This window comes from Armatimonadota bacterium (assembly GCA_016223145.1).
GTDB lineage: Bacteria > Armatimonadota > Fimbriimonadia > Fimbriimonadales > Fimbriimonadaceae > Nitrosymbiomonas.
In genome coordinates this window covers 1-14,773 of the sequence record JACRPN010000004.1, presented here as the reverse complement: position 1 = coordinate 14,773, position 14,773 = coordinate 1, and the positions used below count along the sequence as shown (strand labels likewise).

Annotated in this window: 17 protein-coding genes; 5 read left to right on the top strand and 12 right to left on the bottom strand. The window is 59.6% G+C overall.

Translation table 11 applies throughout. The features are described 5' to 3' along the window. Positions 1-166: 166 nt before the first annotated feature. On the bottom strand, positions 167-796 hold the full coding sequence (locus HZC36_01355; GenBank protein MBI5705617.1) for an NAAT family transporter: 630 nt from the start codon (positions 794-796) through the stop codon (positions 167-169). Positions 797-861: 65 nt separating this feature from the next. Here HZC36_01355 and HZC36_01350 point away from each other — a divergent pair, with 65 nt between their 5' ends. Then, positions 862-1,395, top strand: a complete 534-nt coding sequence (locus tag HZC36_01350; GenBank protein MBI5705616.1) for a GNAT family N-acetyltransferase — start codon at positions 862-864, stop codon at positions 1,393-1,395. 15 nt (positions 1,396-1,410) lie between these two features. On the opposite strand, the gene HZC36_01345 is transcribed toward HZC36_01350, so the two are convergent. The 4 genes from HZC36_01345 to HZC36_01330 form a co-directional block, all read right to left on the bottom strand. Next, positions 1,411-1,629, bottom strand: coding sequence for a hypothetical protein (locus tag HZC36_01345; GenBank protein ID MBI5705615.1), 219 nt, complete (start codon positions 1,627-1,629; stop codon positions 1,411-1,413). 135 nt (positions 1,630-1,764) lie between these two features. After that, positions 1,765-2,214 (bottom strand): hypothetical protein, encoded by a 450-nt coding sequence (locus HZC36_01340; protein MBI5705614.1) that lies wholly within the window; start codon positions 2,212-2,214, stop codon positions 1,765-1,767. Between the two features lie 95 nt (positions 2,215-2,309). Continuing rightward, positions 2,310-2,948: a hypothetical protein gene (locus HZC36_01335; protein MBI5705613.1), complete on the bottom strand. Its 639-nt coding sequence runs from the start codon at positions 2,946-2,948 to the stop codon at positions 2,310-2,312. Positions 2,949-3,037: 89 nt separating this feature from the next. Continuing rightward, a complete protein-coding gene (locus HZC36_01330) occupies positions 3,038-3,511 on the bottom strand; it encodes a DinB family protein (GenBank protein MBI5705612.1) in 474 nt (157 codons plus the stop codon). Positions 3,512-3,905: 394 nt separating this feature from the next. Here HZC36_01330 and HZC36_01325 point away from each other — a divergent pair, with 394 nt between their 5' ends. From HZC36_01325 to HZC36_01315, 3 genes are all read left to right on the top strand, one after another. Further along, positions 3,906-6,005, top strand: a complete 2,100-nt coding sequence (locus HZC36_01325) for a hypothetical protein (GenBank protein MBI5705611.1) — start codon at positions 3,906-3,908, stop codon at positions 6,003-6,005. Next, entirely contained in the window at positions 6,005-6,379 is a 375-nt protein-coding gene (locus HZC36_01320; GenBank protein ID MBI5705610.1) for a hypothetical protein, read from the top strand. The genes HZC36_01325 and HZC36_01320 overlap by 1 nt, the downstream gene beginning before the upstream one ends. A gap of 131 nt (positions 6,380-6,510) precedes the next feature. Next, on the top strand, positions 6,511-6,696 hold the full coding sequence (locus tag HZC36_01315; GenBank protein MBI5705609.1) for a hypothetical protein: 186 nt from the start codon (positions 6,511-6,513) through the stop codon (positions 6,694-6,696). A gap of 10 nt (positions 6,697-6,706) precedes the next feature. Here HZC36_01315 and HZC36_01310 read toward each other — a convergent pair whose 3' ends face one another. The 7 genes from HZC36_01310 to HZC36_01280 all read right to left on the bottom strand — a co-directional run bounded on the left by HZC36_01310 (position 6,707) and on the right by HZC36_01280 (position 14,139). After that, entirely contained in the window at positions 6,707-7,177 is a 471-nt protein-coding gene (locus tag HZC36_01310) for a hypothetical protein (GenBank protein ID MBI5705608.1), read from the bottom strand. A gap of 61 nt (positions 7,178-7,238) precedes the next feature. After that, positions 7,239-8,291, bottom strand: a complete 1,053-nt coding sequence (locus tag HZC36_01305; protein ID MBI5705607.1) for a S41 family peptidase — start codon at positions 8,289-8,291, stop codon at positions 7,239-7,241. A 218-nt stretch (positions 8,292-8,509) separates the two neighbouring features. Next, entirely contained in the window at positions 8,510-9,715 is a 1,206-nt protein-coding gene (locus HZC36_01300) for an adenylate/guanylate cyclase domain-containing protein (protein MBI5705606.1), read from the bottom strand. A gap of 100 nt (positions 9,716-9,815) precedes the next feature. After that, the gene (locus HZC36_01295) at positions 9,816-11,045 is read right to left on the bottom strand and encodes an aminopeptidase (protein MBI5705605.1); all 1,230 of its coding nucleotides are present in this window, start codon (positions 11,043-11,045) and stop codon (positions 9,816-9,818) included. An 84-nt stretch (positions 11,046-11,129) separates the two neighbouring features. Beyond that, on the bottom strand, positions 11,130-12,335 hold the full coding sequence (locus tag HZC36_01290; protein ID MBI5705604.1) for a carbohydrate-binding family 9-like protein: 1,206 nt from the start codon (positions 12,333-12,335) through the stop codon (positions 11,130-11,132). Then, positions 12,335-13,441 carry an HD domain-containing protein gene (locus tag HZC36_01285; protein ID MBI5705603.1) on the bottom strand — a complete coding sequence of 369 codons (1,107 nt, stop codon included), beginning with the start codon at positions 13,439-13,441 and terminating at the stop codon, positions 12,335-12,337. The genes HZC36_01290 and HZC36_01285 overlap by 1 nt, the downstream gene beginning before the upstream one ends. Then, positions 13,441-14,139 (bottom strand): glycosyltransferase family 2 protein, encoded by a 699-nt coding sequence (locus tag HZC36_01280; GenBank protein MBI5705602.1) that lies wholly within the window; start codon positions 14,137-14,139, stop codon positions 13,441-13,443. The genes HZC36_01285 and HZC36_01280 overlap by 1 nt, the downstream gene beginning before the upstream one ends. Before the next feature lie 140 nt (positions 14,140-14,279). On the opposite strand from HZC36_01280, the gene HZC36_01275 reads away from it, so the two are divergent. Further along, positions 14,280-14,672: a four helix bundle protein gene (locus tag HZC36_01275; protein ID MBI5705601.1), complete on the top strand. Its 393-nt coding sequence runs from the start codon at positions 14,280-14,282 to the stop codon at positions 14,670-14,672. The last annotated feature ends 101 nt before the right edge of the window (positions 14,673-14,773 follow it).

Below are 14,773 nucleotides of genomic sequence, written 5' to 3'. Positions count from 1 at the left end.
GGTAGGGAGGTCGGCGGGCGCACAAGCCTGTGAGGCGGCGACCTTCATGTCTTGCGTGAACCTCTACGCGCTTCCGGTCCTGCCCACCTGCCATTCGGTGGCGATTGCCAAGACGGCAAACGAAAGGAGGGTGGAGTTCCGGGAGAAACACAACCTGCCAGGCTGATTACCCCAGCCCCGGCAGCAGCTGCTTCAGTCCGCCGACCAGGTATTCCACGCCGATGGCCCCGACGATCAACCCCATGAGACGGGTGAGGATGTTGGTTCCTGTCGTTCCCAAGAGCTTCCCAAGGGGCGCGGCCAAAGACATGGCCATCCAAACGAGCAGGCCCGTCGACAGGATCACGATGTAGACCATCGCTTTCTGGCCCGTGTCCCGGCCCTCGTTCATGTAGAGCAGCACCGTGCTGATCGCGCCGGGACCTGCCAGCATGGGGATGCCGAGCGGCACAAAGGCGATCTGGCGACGGTCCGCGGCTTCGGTCTCCTCTTCGGGCGTGACCTTCGTGCGGCTTGGGCGCACATTCAGCATGTCCATCGCCATGAAGAGAAAGAGGATGCCGCCTATCACCCGAAAGCTGGCGACGCTGATCCCGAATAGGCTGAGAATCTGCTCGCCCGCCGCCGCCGAAACCAGGAGCGCGATGGTGCAGGTGAGCGCTGCGAGGCGCGCTGTACGCCCGCGCTCGGTGGGAAAGTCGCCCGTCATGCCCAAGAACAACGGCGCCGTGCCGATCGGGTTGACCACAGCGAACAGCGAGACGAGCATCTTTAGCAGCGTGCCGAAGTCGAGCAACGATTGATTGTACTGGGCACGGTCCCAAAGAGGCTCTGGAACGGCCCTGTGAGGCGGGTAGAACGATGGGCATGCTGCAAATCGTGGATGGTTCTTCGCCTGCTTGGATCGAAGAGGTCCGCACGCTGTTCCTCGAGTATGCCGAGAGCCTGGGCTTCGACCTTTGCTTTCAAGGTTTCGAGGAGGAGCTTGCCACTTTGCCCGGCCTCTATGCGCCTCCTTGCGGATGCATCCTGTTGGCGCTCTGCGACGGTGGGGCCGCGGGCGTGGTGGCGATGCGCCCGCTCATCCGGAAGTCCGGTCCCTGCGACGCTCCGTTCGGCGCGACGGAGCATGGCGCCCAGGTGGTTGGGGACGGCGTCTGCGAGATGAAGCGGCTCTGGGTCCGGCCGGCTTTCAGGGGACGATCCCTGGGGCGGAAGCTGGCTGAGGCCGTGGTGGAGGCCGGTCGCCGCGCAGGCTACAACGCCATGGTGCTGGACACTTTGGAACGTATGGAGGCCGCGAGAGCGCTTTACGCCTCCCTTGGCTTCGAGGCGATGGACGCCTATTACGAGAACCCCCTTGAAGGTGTCCACTACATGCGCAAAGAGTTCTAGGGGGTGAAGGGGCTCTCACGTTACCGATGGGTTACCGACGAGCTTGACCAGCAGCCAGATGTCGATGAGCACCATCGGCACGATGCAATACACGCCGATACCTGGGAGCAGGAAAGCGCCGAGCAGGAGCAGCAGCCAGATGCTCCCGAGAATCAGCGCCTCCTTGGGATACAAGTCGTTCTGGACCAGCGCCCACACGACCAGGATCACAAAGAGCACGAACGGCGTCAGCACGAACGGAAGTACGGTGCGGTGTCCCGGCAGGTTGCTGCGAGAGCCTGCTCTCGATTTCGCTTTTCGCCGCTAATGTGGACCTTTGAAGCAGCATCCGCGCCACCGGCGAGAGGGGTGCAGGTTCAGTCATTCGGGCTAACGATTGATCTCGCGAATGGCGGCAAGTTGGCGCTCAAGGGATGTGGATGGTTTCCGCGCAGCGCGGATTGAACTCAGCATCCGGCGTATCTCTGCGACCGGCATGGAGCACCATCTCTTTCGGGCTCTCTCGCTTTCTTGCAGGGAGTCCCTTAGCACTTCGGGTATGGCCTGCTCCCAATCAATCCGCGCCGTCGCATCGTAGTCGCCGGGACTTAGGCCGAGTGCCTGGCTCGTCTCGTTGTCGATCGTCGCAACCTTGTAGTGCTCGCCCATGTGGTACGCGACACACGTCATCGATTGGCCCTCGCAACGAACCCTTAGTGGAACACCACCTCGAATCGAGACGAGCTTCCATTGCTCCGGATGGATGTAGACGCTGGCTCGGTTGTCAAACCACATTCCTAGGATGCAGGGGATTTCCGGATCGTCCTTGGGTGCAAGCATGGCTCTGTTCTCCGTCGCTTCACAAGGTGAGCTGATCAAGACCGTATTCAAATCCGATTCACTATAGCCCACTGCTTCAGCCCATACTGGGCGGCTCATGACCCGTGCCATGGGGCTTCCCAGCTTGTGGTAGTCGTATGAGTCACAGGCATCCCGTTTTCCCTAAGCCGCCGTTTCCAATCCAACTCGCAGTGGATTCGTGTCCTGACGCTCCACGGCCAGGTCACGCTCAGCCCGTGCCGTCGAAGCACTCTGCAAACTTCGGCCGCAATCCCACGCTGAAACCACGATCCTTTGCGGGTCGACCCATACGAAAGAAACACGCCGTACCCCTCGGTAGCCGATTCCGAGTCTTGCTGATGGTAGAACGTATATCCGCGAACCCGGTGCCCTGCTTCCCGCGCCTTGGACATCTCGTTCCAGATTTCGCTGTTTCCGCACGTTTGGCAATCGGTAAAGTCCTGCCGAGCAACAATGCCCGAGTTATCAAGTTCTTGGAACGCCGCGTCTAGCTTGTCACAATCGGTAATTGGCGGCCAACTCCGTTGTTCTTCCAGACGCGCCGCCCACAACTCGTCAGTCTGGTTTATGAGGACGGGATGCATGGCGTCTGCCTCGAAGTCATCTTTAAAGACCGTCATGGCGATCTCCACAATTTCGAACTTGGAGAAAAGCCCTACATCAACCTGAAGCCGGACAAACTCTCGGAGTTCAGCTTCATCGGTGCCTTCCATAGTCGACTTCTTTTGCCTCCCTTCTTCCACGATGATGACCCCATAAGGCTGCGACCTAACATCCAGAATACAGCAAAATCGTAGAATTCCTAGAAATGCACCAGTTGATCGTCCCAGCAGGTCTGCAGGTAGTCGAGCTGGCCGGTGTGGTTCACAAGGTGGTTCGCCGGAATCGTCATGAAGAAGAGGAAAGGGGTAGGGCCGATTAGGGTGTCGATGGTCGAGTCAATCCACTCCGGTTTGACGGTATCGAGCGCGGCCAGGGTCTTCGCGGTGCCCTCGCGCAGCGCAGCCTCGGCCTGCTCTCTGGTGGTTATGCTCGCAATGGCGGCTTGGATCGGACCCAGGAAGTCCTCGACCTGTTCAGGAAACTCGCCCGTCGCGATCACGCCGACGAAACCGGCGCTATAGCCCGCGCAATGGGCCGCAATCTCGAAAGCGCTCTTGGCGGTCGGCACGGGTTTCCAGTCAAGCATGTCTTCAGGCACGAAGCTGAGCACCTTCAAGAAGTGCTCCATGGCCTGGCTTGCCCGTCTCTTGGCGGCCGCGATCACATCATTCATAGGGTGTGATACATTTTGGCTCAGAGCGGAATTGAGCAAGGGTTCCTAAACTGCGAAATCCCCGGCGAACCAAATCTCGCGTGGCGGACCAGGAATGGAGAGGCTTCGGGCGCCTCCATGCTTTTGAGGCCGCGTCGTTGGGTGGGTCACCCTTGCTTGCCCGTAGACTTCGGGTGGCTCCACCATTCATGGTCGTGTGATTGGAGCTATGCCCCCCGCCATCTAACTGCTCCTGCGCAGACCACACGCAAGGGGTGACTCCACAAACACCAGCCCAAAGGTTGGAGCCACCCGATGCCCAAATCAGGGAGGTAACCCCACCCGGAGGGTGGCCGGCCGATGGTTGCCGAAACCTGTGGTCTCTTTCCAGGCAAATTCGCTGTAGAATACTTGTATGTCCCTGACGCCGTTTGAGCGAGGCGACAGCAAGTCGGGAATAGTCCAGGCAGTACCCTGGCACACCCAGATGTTCTCTCGCGACTACCAACGAGCGGACGATCCCGAACTCGCGATCGAAGGGGCCTGCCGCGCCGAACGGAATAATCTGGCTGCAGCGAGAATCGGCCTGCCAACGGTCGGTCAAGTTCTGGAGAACCAACATGGAATTCGATTCCAGGTCAAAGAGCACCTTTACCTGCCGAACGTAAATACGGCCCAGCGTTGGCGCATCGGAGAGAAAGGCCTGCCAGATGACCTCTACCCTGTGATAGAGCCGCTGAATCTGTCTGCACGGTTGATGGACTTCATCGGCAAAGTGGACCGATGCACGACCAAGGTCTTCATCCCGGTCGACACGATGCCCGGATTTCGGAAAGACGCGGTTCCACGCCACAACGCGCTTCACACCTCAGATGCCGAGGCCCTCCTGATCTTCCTCGACGCCGCAACCCTTCACGAGACGATCCTCGCACACGAGGTCGGCCACGCCTGGGTGCAGTATGTGGACCAATGCGAGGATGAGCGGACATTAGCTGATGTCTCCGACCCGGCAAGGCTGAACCAGCTCAACTTCATCCAATCGTACGTGCTCGATCTCAAGGTCAATGAGCTGCTTCGGCGCAAGGGCTTCGACATGGATCCCATCGATGGCGACGATGCGATTGCCATGAACAACATCGCGAAGCTTCTCGATTCCGGGTTTTCACCGCCAACAAAGCGCGAGGCTGTCTTCGGTGCCTTGCAGTTCGCAGAGCAGATTGTCGAGCGGGAGCGAGGAAACCGGCCCGGACTCATGCGTTTCGACGATGCCGTTTCGAAGCTAGAGCGACATGAGCCCGAAATCCACAGACTTGCTTTCGGAATGGCAGAGGCTGTGTTCGAACATGGGATTGAGAGCAAGAAAGCGATCGGAGAAGCTATAGATCGATGCTTGAGGCTCGCCTTCGAGTTCTCGGGAGATCCGCTCGACTTCGAGAAAGACTTGGTCGTTCCTCCAGATGAGGAACCCAACTTCGATAAGTGGCCGGATTGGATACCGGGCGCCATCCCCAGGGTGAAGTGCCAGATCGGGCGGGTGATGGCTTTGAACGATATTACGGATGAAAGCACTTGGACGCTTGCGTGCAATCCAATCAGCGGGGCAAGCGTCTCGTTCGAGCTATCCGACGGCGCGGTTCTCGGCCCCTGGTCGATCTCCACGCCATATAACGTTTGGCACCGTAATCAAATGAAGGAGCTTGACAACATGAACAAGAGGGCCAGTATCCGAAATGGCGGAGATAGGGAGCGAGTGATGCAGTTGAACAAAGAAAACCAAGAGCGCATGAAAGCGGCCTATGCCATACCGACGTTTCCCAGTTGGCCGGGCCAATCGGGTCAGCCCCAGCCGCCAGGCGGCCCCCAGATGCCTAACCCCGGCGGGCCATTCCCAGCAAGTATCCCCGGCAGGAGGCCGTACATGGCAGGGCTGGGGCGGTTCCTGACCGAAGCTAGGCTTGCTGAAAGATTAGGTGGGGAGCATCCCTATGGGTATGCGCTGGATAATCCTACAACGTATACGGATCCAAACGGGCTTCAGCCCAAGGGCCATGGTAAGCCGAGATTTGGTGCGGGACTTAGGGAGTGTAAGAAGAAGAAGACAAAGGAAGAATGCTTCAAGTGTGCGTATGACTGGTATCAGGGCAACATGGCGTTTCAGCCAAAGAAGGCATGCGACAATGCCAATTTGTGGTGTGGCACCAGGAAGAAATGCGGCCCGCTAGGAATCGAGCCGAAACCTTCAGGTGGAGGCTGTTTCAGTATCCTCAGCTACGCAGAAGATTTGCACCAGTTCTCCGACAAGATCGCACATTGCTGGGCAGTATGCATGACAGAACGTTGCTGGGGCGTTGGGTGTCTTCACGGGATCCGGTATCCGTTTGAATCCGATCCCCTCGATAAAGCCGCGGAGGAGTACGGACTATATTGCGCAGGTGAGGATTCAGATAAGCTTATGCAGCCATCTTGTCTCTCATGCTGCGCCAGCAAGACGTATAACCTACCCAACGAGCCCTGATGAAAGTTTCTTGGATCGGCATGTTGCGTGCGCTCCCTGCGGCAGCACTTGTAGTTGGCATCATCTTCTTGGGTGTTTGGGTTGGGATTGAGAATCGGAAAGTGACCCTCATGCGTGAATTGTCAGTCGGAATGCCGGACTTCCAAGCAGAAGAACTCCTTGGCCCACCAGTTAAGAAGTTTGAAGCAAGGGACCCCTTCGGGACGCCTTGTATCTTAGCCAAGTTTCGATTACCGGGATTCCCGTATTCTGAGAATGTGTGGATTGTGGTTAGTAATCACATGATTAAGTCAGTTATCTACACTGAGGGTCCATCTGGTCAGGATCTGATCGGTCGATATGCAAAGCTAAGAGAGGTTCGTGATCAGCAATAGCTTGGCCTTGAGCATGTTAGATTCGTTACCTGTGTCTCCGTTCCCGCACTTCTAAGCGTCGGGTGGCCACGCAGTGGCCTGCCGCAGATAGAACGCAAGAGCAACCCGAACGGCCGTGTTAAGCTTCGAGGGTGTCGTTTTGGAGCTTCGTCGTGGTCTATGTCGCTGTCGGCGGCATGGCCACCGTCTTCCTGGGTGTCACACTGGCGCCAGCCGAGCGATGGAAGTGGCTCAGTCACCTTTGGGCATACTCCATGCTGCTCGCATCAATCGGTTTCTTACTCTTGTATTGGGTCGCCATGTCGGCTGCGGGCTGAGGGGCGCAGTCTACCTTCGGCGCAGCAGGTAGCTCTTGTACGCCATCAAGCCGGCCAGGCCAACGAGAACTCCAAAAACAAGCCACGGCATGGAAGACTGCCCCGCGCCGAGTTTGCGGGAAATCAGGGTTAGCAGCAGGACGGAAAAGAGCCCCGCCATCACCGCGACCTGCATGCGTTGGGGCGTCCCATGATGCGTAACTCCCATGATAAAGGGTGACTCAGAGCGAGCACGCAGCTCAGCATTCTCGCGCTCCAGCCGGTCCAGACGCTCCTTGATTTCTGCCTGGCTCCTCGACTCCCTCAGCTCCTGAAGCATCGCCGCAACCGTCGCGGGCTCGACCTGCAGGGTTTCCGCCACGTCGGCGACGGTGGGCTGGTTCGACCGGTTTGCCTGCCGTTCGCCAAAGCGCTCGATGAGCGCCCGGACTTCTTCAGGGCTCACGGGTTCAAGCGGATCGAGCGCGTGGCGTTGTTCCACGTTCACATTCTACGTGATCTAGAACGACAGGCACGGGACTTACCGGCTTCGTGGGCATGAACTAGGAGCCGCCCAACGCACCTGATTTCAGTTCTTCCAGAACGGACCTCAAGCGCGTCTCTTCTTGGCCCGTCGCGGTCTCCAGCAGCTTCTTGATCGCCAGAATCTGGGCTTCCTTCAGCGCGTCCTTTGGGCTGATCTTGACGTCCGGCGTCACCCCGGTACCTTCCCAGTTCGTACCCGTGATCGGGTTGCGGGCCATGCCCACCGGGATGAACGCTGAAAAGTGGTCGTTGAGCCGAACGGTGCCGCCAGGATTGGCGCCGCCCCAAGTGTTTTCGCCCAGAATCACGGCCCGTTTCTGGTTCTGAAGGTCATAGGCGAACTCCTCGGCGCCGGAGCCGGTTCGCTTGCTCACGAGCACGTAGATCGGCTTGTTGAGGTACTTCGCGCCTTTCACGGCGCGGGTGACAAACTTCTCTGTGGTGGTCTTTTCACCGCGCCTGAACAAGATGTCGTTGATGTGTGTGGGCTTGTCGAAAAGGTAGCTGCAGAGCAGGTTGACGGTCCTCGGGTCGCCGCCGCCGTTGTCGCGGATGTCAAAAATCAGGGCGTCTGTGTCCTTTACAAAGTCCATCGCTGCCTGGATTGGGCGGGCCGCGTCTTCGGGACTGAAGAACCCGAAGAACCGGATGTAGCCGAGGTTGCCGCCCAGGCGCTTGACTTCTTCAAAACCCGCATTTGTCAGTTTGGTCTGGCGTTTCTGAGCGGCGATTTCCTCGGCGGAAGGCTGTGAGACCTCCTTGCGCTGGGGCAAGACGCTTGGGCTGTACCGCACGCGGAGGTGCGCATCGCCGCAAATGGCGTTGATGTGATCGCCCAAGGCCTTTGCGAATGCCGCGCCGTCGGTGATCGAATCGTACGCTCCCTTCTTCAGATTCTCATTGAGCATGTCGGCGACCGCTTGGCCCTTGGCTTTGACCACATAGCGCTCGATCATCTCTTTCCCAAGCCGGTTGACCACTTCGGTCTTGTCGGACGCGGTGAGGTCGGCACGGGCCAGGGCGGCAAGAACGGCCAACGAGATGGCCACGAGGGAGCGATTTCGTATCATGAACTCGAATACGGCTCTCGGGACACTGACAGTTTCAGGGTCGTGCGGTTCGGGCCCTTTGGCCCTTAGGGCTGGGCTGTTTCGCCGGCCCGCCTCTCACTTTCGCTTCAGTTGGCGAAGAATGAGGATCACAGCCCCAAGCCCAAGCGCAACCATCCAGAAGAACTCGGACTCCTCCAGTCCAGGTCTGCCCATTTTCGGCATTGTAGCATCGGAGCTCACACCAGTTCCATCGGAGCGATCTTCCGACGCTGAAGTAGGAAGACCTCTTTCAGGCCTAGCCCTTTGAGGTCCAGTTCACCCTGCGGTTCCAGGTCATGGGTCTCCGCCAAAGCCTCTCGCACGGCGCGCGAGACCAGGATTTGGCCCGCCTCAGCGCTGGATTCCAGCCTGGAGGCGAAGTTCACCGTGGGTCCCCAGATGTCGTACATCAGGCGCTCCGTGCCGAGGACACCAGAAATGAGTGGCCCCATGTGGATGCCCATCCGGATGGAGATGCCCGCCGCGTTGGCCGCTCCGCGAAGCTCCAACGCCAGGTTTGCAACGTTGGCGACATGGTTTGGGTCTGGGTCGGGAATGCCGCCGGCTACCATGTAGCAGTCCCCGACGGTCTTGATCTTCACCGCCGGCGACTCTTTCACGAGGGCATCAAAGCGGGAGAACACGTCGTTGAGCATGCCCACGACTTCGTTGGGTGAGTGCTTTTCAGCAAAGGGAGTGAAGCCCACCAGATCGGCAAAGAGAACGGTCGCGGATTCATGCTGTCTGGCGATCGTTCCCGGGTCGCGACTGAGTTGATCGGCGATAGTGGGTGGCAAGACGTTCTGCACCAGCGCCTTCGTCCTTTCCTTTTCGGCCCGAAGCGAGCGTTCGAAAAGGAAGCTCTTCCGGTCGCGAACTTCGTTGAGGTAGGAGGCCAGGCACAAGAAGATGGCCTCAACCACCATCAGCGAAAAGAACAGCACCGTTTCGTCAGCCCACATGCCACGATACGAGAACGTCCAGGCTCTGGCTGCAACCATCGCAGTGCCGAATAGTAGCGCGGTCTTGAAGCGCGCCTGGAGCGTCGCGATGACAATGATCAGGTAGAGGAGGTTGAAAATGATGCCTGCTGCCGGAAGCGCAGACTTCGCCGTGAGGCCTATGGCGATTTGGCTCAGGACAGCGGCAACGGCGAGGGAGGGCGTGGCCAGGTGCCTAAAGCGGTGGAGAAAGGCCAGGCCCAGCAGCACAAAGAAAACAAGGGTGAAGGCGTAGTCTACGGCTGCGACGGCCCGGTCGCTGTTCGGGTCTCGACCCAGAAGTCCAGCCAGCCCAAACAGAGCCAAGACCGTGAACACAACACGCACGCGTCCGATAGTGGCGGCTGTATGCTGCTCTACAAAGGCCGCTTCAACTTCGGGCTCAAAGTGCAGACGCCGCACCTGTCGCAGCTGCTCATTGCTTAAGGATTGATCTTGGCCCTGTTTCACAGAAGGGGAAAGGTTACCACTGACAATCGGCCACCAATTGGTTATCGGTCCCTCATACCCACTCCCCGGCACGCATCAGCGGCACCGTTGAGCCATCCTTCAGGATGCCGTCCACATCTACCTGGTTCGAGCCGATCATCCAGTCCACGTGCACGATGCTGTCGTTCGCTCCTCTCCTGAGCCGTTCCTCTGGCGACATTCCGGCATGGCCCTTCAGGTTATTGGCGTACGAAGCGCCGAATGCGATGTGCGAGGCCGCGTTTTCGTCGTAGAGGGTGTTCAAGAACAACACTCCCGCCTGCGCGACCTTGCAGGAACTGGGCACGAGGGCGACTTCGCCCAGTCGGTTGGCGCTTTCGTCGGTCTCCAAGAGCTTCGCGAAGGTCTCCTGGCCCTTGGCCGCCGTCATCTTTACGGCCGCGCCCCCAGAGAACTCCACCTGAATTCCGTCCACCATCTGGCCGCGCAGGCTGAGCGGCATCGTGCTCGACACCACGCCGTCCACCCGTTCGCGGTGCGGCATGCAGAACACCTCTTCTGTCGGGATATTGGCGGAGCACAGCACGCCATTGCGGGCGCGGCCGCGCCCGCCAGCCCATTCATGGCCCTCGACGAGCCCGATGCGCAAGTCGGTCCCTGGGCCGGTGAAATGGAGCGCGTCGAGGCGCAAATCGTTGAGCATCGCCACGCGCGTCTCAAGCTGCTCGCTATGAGATCGCCAAGCGCCGATGGGGTCTTCTTCCAGGACCCGTGACGTCAGGAAGATCGCATCCCAAAGCTTGGCGACAGCCTGATCTGGAGCCAACCCGGGGAAGACCCGCGCGGCCCACGCGGGGGAAGCCGCTCCAATCAGGCTCCAGTTGATTTCGTCACCCGTGACGATTTCGCTGATGACCCGCCGCGCCGCTCCCTGGGCCTTGCCTTGTGTCGCCACCTTCTCCGGCGGAACCGATGCCAGCAGGGCAGGGTCTTGGCTAAGGATCCCTAGGCGTGCGGCGTTCTGCCGATGGGCCGTGGCGATGGCGTCTATCAGCCAGCTTGGGGCGTAACCAATCGCTTCGTCGCTTCCTTCGCGATAGCGGATAAGCGAAAGCTCCGAGTCGGCCCACAGAACCTCGACGTTCTTGGCGCCCGCCCTGTACGCTTCGGCGGCGATGAGGTGAACCAGCGGAGTAGCCACGGGCTCGGCGAAGACCAGCAACTCCTGACCTCGGTCAAGTGCCAGCCCCTCAGAAACCGTGAGTTTGGCGTAGAGGGCAAGGTTTTCTTCGAAGGTTCTCATCGGGGAAGAGTGTAGCGCAGTGACGGCAGGTGGTGGCCTTCCGTTCAGCGGTCGGCCACTCAACCGACAGTCCGAGTGCTGCAGTTAATCCGTCCAAATGCGCGAATCTTCCCTGATCCTCAGCCGGCGCTTGCCATCGGCTGAGGGCAGGGATGCTTCGAAACCGGTGTCCGTCACCTGCGCTCTCAACCCCTTGGCCCTCTCGGCCAATTGTGCTGTCAGCAGTTGCTTCAAATCATCGGTGAACCTGCCGTGCGCTTCACGGTAGCGTCGCTGAGCGTAATAGACCTTGTGCAGGAGATCGCGCGCCGCCCAATCGGGATCGGGTCGGAACGGCTCGGCGCCGGGTTCCCTTTCGGAGAACTGCAGGTAGCCCCAATGCTCGGGGCGGTGCATGTCGATCACGCCCTGGGGAGACCAAACCCAATTGTCCTCTGGTAGGTTGGGACGCTTTTTGTACTTGCCCTCGACGATGTCGACGTGCCACTCCACTCGTGAGAAGTTGATCCGCCACTGGTCGCCGGGCTTTGGAGGGCAATCGCAGCCGGCGATCTCGCCAAGCGCCTTCCAGGGTATTGCGATCTCGACCGACCACCCCTCGTCCCTTTGTCCCGGTATCCCTCCTTCGGACCTCAGACCTGCGACCTCGGACCTGTCCCCCGGCTCATTGATCCTGCCATCCACGTGCACCGCCACCTTCAGCCCAGGAATCTCCCAACCGTTGATCGCGGGGCCGCCGTCCTTGTAGGGTTTGGGGAGCAGCAGATCCCACTCCGTTCCAAAGGCGTTGACCTCGATCTCGCCATAGAGGTGGTTGTCGCCGTTGGGGTCGATGAACACTTCGAAATCGTTGTCCTGGAAGATCACCGAGTCATGCTCGGTCAGTGTGGCCCAGACGTCCAGCTCCTCCATTTCCGCGCCGATGTAGAGGTAGTGGGCGTCCCAGAGCATCTTGGCCCGGGTGCGGAACCGAGGTTTGGGCTTGAGGTTGCCTTCGATGTCCTGAAAGTCCTCGGTCCAGGCGGCGCGCGACCACTGGAGGTCGCTCAGCGAGCCGTCTAGCCTTGGTGGGGCCACGGCGCGAACGCAAACGTAGCCTTTGGGGTGTGGAGCTATCTTGTCGGGGTAGGGCTCCTGGATCGGCACGGCCACTAGAGTTTCCCCGGTCCTGGCTGTTTCGCGCCATGGCGCAAAGGCGCAAAGGAGCGCCAAAGGGCCGGCAATTCCGAAGGACTTCAGCGCGACCGCTAAGTTGCATTTGGCGTGGATCTGAGTGGATGGGCCGCTCATCACAGCACTCGGAACTCGCTGGGGATGTTCAGCGCAACGTAGGTATCGATGGCGAAACGGTCGGTCATGCCGGCCACATAGTCGACAGCCCCCTGGATGCCCTGATAGCCCTCGGGGAGGTTTCCTGGCTCCAAGAAGTGCGCGAACAGGTCCTTCACCATTCGCTTGGCCTTGGCGATGTCCGGATACACCACGGGGTACTGCTCGTAGACGTTCAGGAACAGCCACTCTTTGAGGTCGTTCATCGCCGTGAGCATGGCTGGCGACAGCACCACGGCAGGACGCTCGAGGCTGTTCGTCACCACGTCCTCGACCATCGCGCCGATTCGCTTGCCTTGCGTCGGCCCCAGCGCCTGGAACCGCGCCGGGATTTCCGAGATGATCCCCGAGCGCACGGCGTCGTCGAGGTCGTGGTTCATGTAGGCGATGCGGTCGCTGATGCGCACGACCGCGGCCTCGAGCGTGCTGGTGGGCTCCCCATCGGCATCCGTTAGGTCCTTTCGCCCCTTGCTGTGCCCGCCGACGCCCTGGCGCACCTCCTGGCTCAAATTGAGATTCTCAAGGACGTCGAGAACGCGAAGGGACTGTTCGTAATGGCGAAAGGAGGAAGGGACGGTCGGAGAAAGGGACGAAGGGACGGAGGGACGGAGGGACGGAGTGGCCTGGGGTGGTCCGGATGTCCCTTGGCCCCATTGTCCCTCTGTCCCTGCGCTCATCGCTCCCAGCACCTCATCAAGCGCCGACTCGCCGGCGTGGCCGAAAGGGGTGTGCCCGACGTCGTGGCCAAGCGCGATCGCCTCGGTGAGGTCCTCATTGAGCCGAAGCGCACGAGAGATGGTCCGCGCGATTTGGGCGACTTCGAGCGTGTGCGTCAGTCGCGTTCGGTAATGGTCGCCCTGGGGGTCGATGAATACCTGCGTCTTGTGCTTCAGGCGGCGGAAGGACTTGGAATGCAGGATGCGATCGCGGTCGCGCATGTAGCAGGTGCGGATGGGGTCTTGTGGCTCTTCTCGCTCCCGTCCTGCCGATTCTGAGGATAACTGCGCAAAAGGCGAGAGCGCCCGGCGCTCTTGTTCCTCGATCGTTTGGCGAATGGCGTCTTGCATCAGAACTTCCCAAACCGCCACTTCAGCAACGTCCAGAACGCTTCGGGGGCGTCGGTCCAACGGATTTTCTTGCCTGCCGTCTTTGATCGCGGCTCGTACTTGATCGGCACTTCCACGATCCGCTGCCCGAGCCGAAAGGCCTTGGCGGTGACCTCCGGGCAAAATTCGAACCTCACGCACTCCAGGTTCATGCGGAGCAGCAATTCGCGGTCGAACGCCTTATAGCAGGTGGCTTCGTCGGTGATTTTCCGGAAGTAAAGGAACCGTACCGACCAGGCCAGCAGCAGGTTCACCAGTTTGTTGGCAAATGCCATTCCGGCCGGGAAGCCGTGCAGGAATCTGGTGCCGTAGATCGCCTTCTCCTTGCCTTCGACGATCGGCCTCACCAGAGCAGGAATCTGCTCCGGGGCATACTCCAGGTCGGCATCTTGGATGATTACGGCCTTACCGGTCGCGAAGGGAAGAGCTTTGCGGATCGCTGCGCCCTTGCCGGTGCGTTGCTCGTTTCTGAGGACGGTGATCTGAGTGCCGTATTTGTCGAGGATCACGGGCGTCTTGTCGTCGCTGCCGTCGTCGATCACGATGATCTGCTTTGAGATCGGCATTGCGAGGAGCCGCTCGACGACCTCGCCAATCGTGGCCTCCTCGTTCAACGCAGGAACGAGAACAGTCACGTCGGGCGGTGACGTTGCGGGCATCGGTGCATTATGGACGCTTGTGGGAGATGGGTGGAGGTGTGGAGGGGTGGAAGTATGGAAGGTGAACCCGATCGATATTGTTGCACGGATGCGATGAACAGGAGGATCCGCGTTCCAGACGAACCTGTAGTTGGAGCAACATGCCACTAGTCAAGGACTTCAAGGAACTTAGGTGCTATCAGGATGCGTTCGCAGTTGCGATGCGCGTCTTTGAGCTATCCAGAGATTGGCCCAAGAGCGAGGAACGGAGTCTCACTTCTCAGAGCAGGCGTGCCACGCGTTCGATCGCGGCGAACATCGCTGAAGCGTGGGGCAAACGACGCTATGAGGCTCACTTCGTCGCCAAACTTTCAGATGCTGACGCGGAATGCCACGAATCTCGTTCGTGGATTGATTTCGCAATGGCATGTGGCTACATTACTCCAGCGGAATTTGACCTTCTCGAATCGGAGCTTAAGAAGATATCTGGCAGCCTTGTCAAAATGATGTCGTCGCCATCCTCCTGGTGCGGTCCCGCTACCAAAAGGAACTAGCCCGTCCGCAGTTGCCACATCTTCCACCCCTCCACCATTCCGCCCCTCCATCCCTCCACACCTCCGCCCCCCCATCCCTCCACACTCCCAAGAAATGCCCG

Bases quoted from the DNA above. Each gene is read 5' to 3' on its own strand.
- HZC36_01320 (MBI5705610.1), top strand. From the start codon at position 6,005: ATGAAAGTTTCTTGGATCGGCATGTTGCGTGCGCTCCCTGCGGCAGCA.
- HZC36_01275 (MBI5705601.1), top strand. From the start codon at position 14,280: ATGCCACTAGTCAAGGACTTCAAGGAACTTAGGTGCTATCAGGATGCG.
- HZC36_01340 (MBI5705614.1), bottom strand. From the start codon at position 2,214: ATGCTTGCACCCAAGGACGATCCGGAAATCCCCTGCATCCTAGGAATG.
- HZC36_01330 (MBI5705612.1), bottom strand. From the start codon at position 3,511: ATGAATGATGTGATCGCGGCCGCCAAGAGACGGGCAAGCCAGGCCATG.
- HZC36_01295 (MBI5705605.1), bottom strand. From the start codon at position 11,045: ATGAGAACCTTCGAAGAAAACCTTGCCCTCTACGCCAAACTCACGGTT.
- HZC36_01290 (MBI5705604.1), bottom strand. From the start codon at position 12,335: ATGAGCGGCCCATCCACTCAGATCCACGCCAAATGCAACTTAGCGGTC.
- HZC36_01325 (MBI5705611.1), top strand. From the start codon at position 3,906: ATGTCCCTGACGCCGTTTGAGCGAGGCGACAGCAAGTCGGGAATAGTC.
- HZC36_01280 (MBI5705602.1), bottom strand. From the start codon at position 14,139: ATGCCCGCAACGTCACCGCCCGACGTGACTGTTCTCGTTCCTGCGTTG.
- HZC36_01350 (MBI5705616.1), top strand. From the start codon at position 862: ATGGGCATGCTGCAAATCGTGGATGGTTCTTCGCCTGCTTGGATCGAA.
- HZC36_01335 (MBI5705613.1), bottom strand. From the start codon at position 2,948: ATGGAAGGCACCGATGAAGCTGAACTCCGAGAGTTTGTCCGGCTTCAG.
- HZC36_01285 (MBI5705603.1), bottom strand. From the start codon at position 13,441: ATGCAAGACGCCATTCGCCAAACGATCGAGGAACAAGAGCGCCGGGCG.
- HZC36_01305 (MBI5705607.1), bottom strand. From the start codon at position 8,291: ATGATACGAAATCGCTCCCTCGTGGCCATCTCGTTGGCCGTTCTTGCC.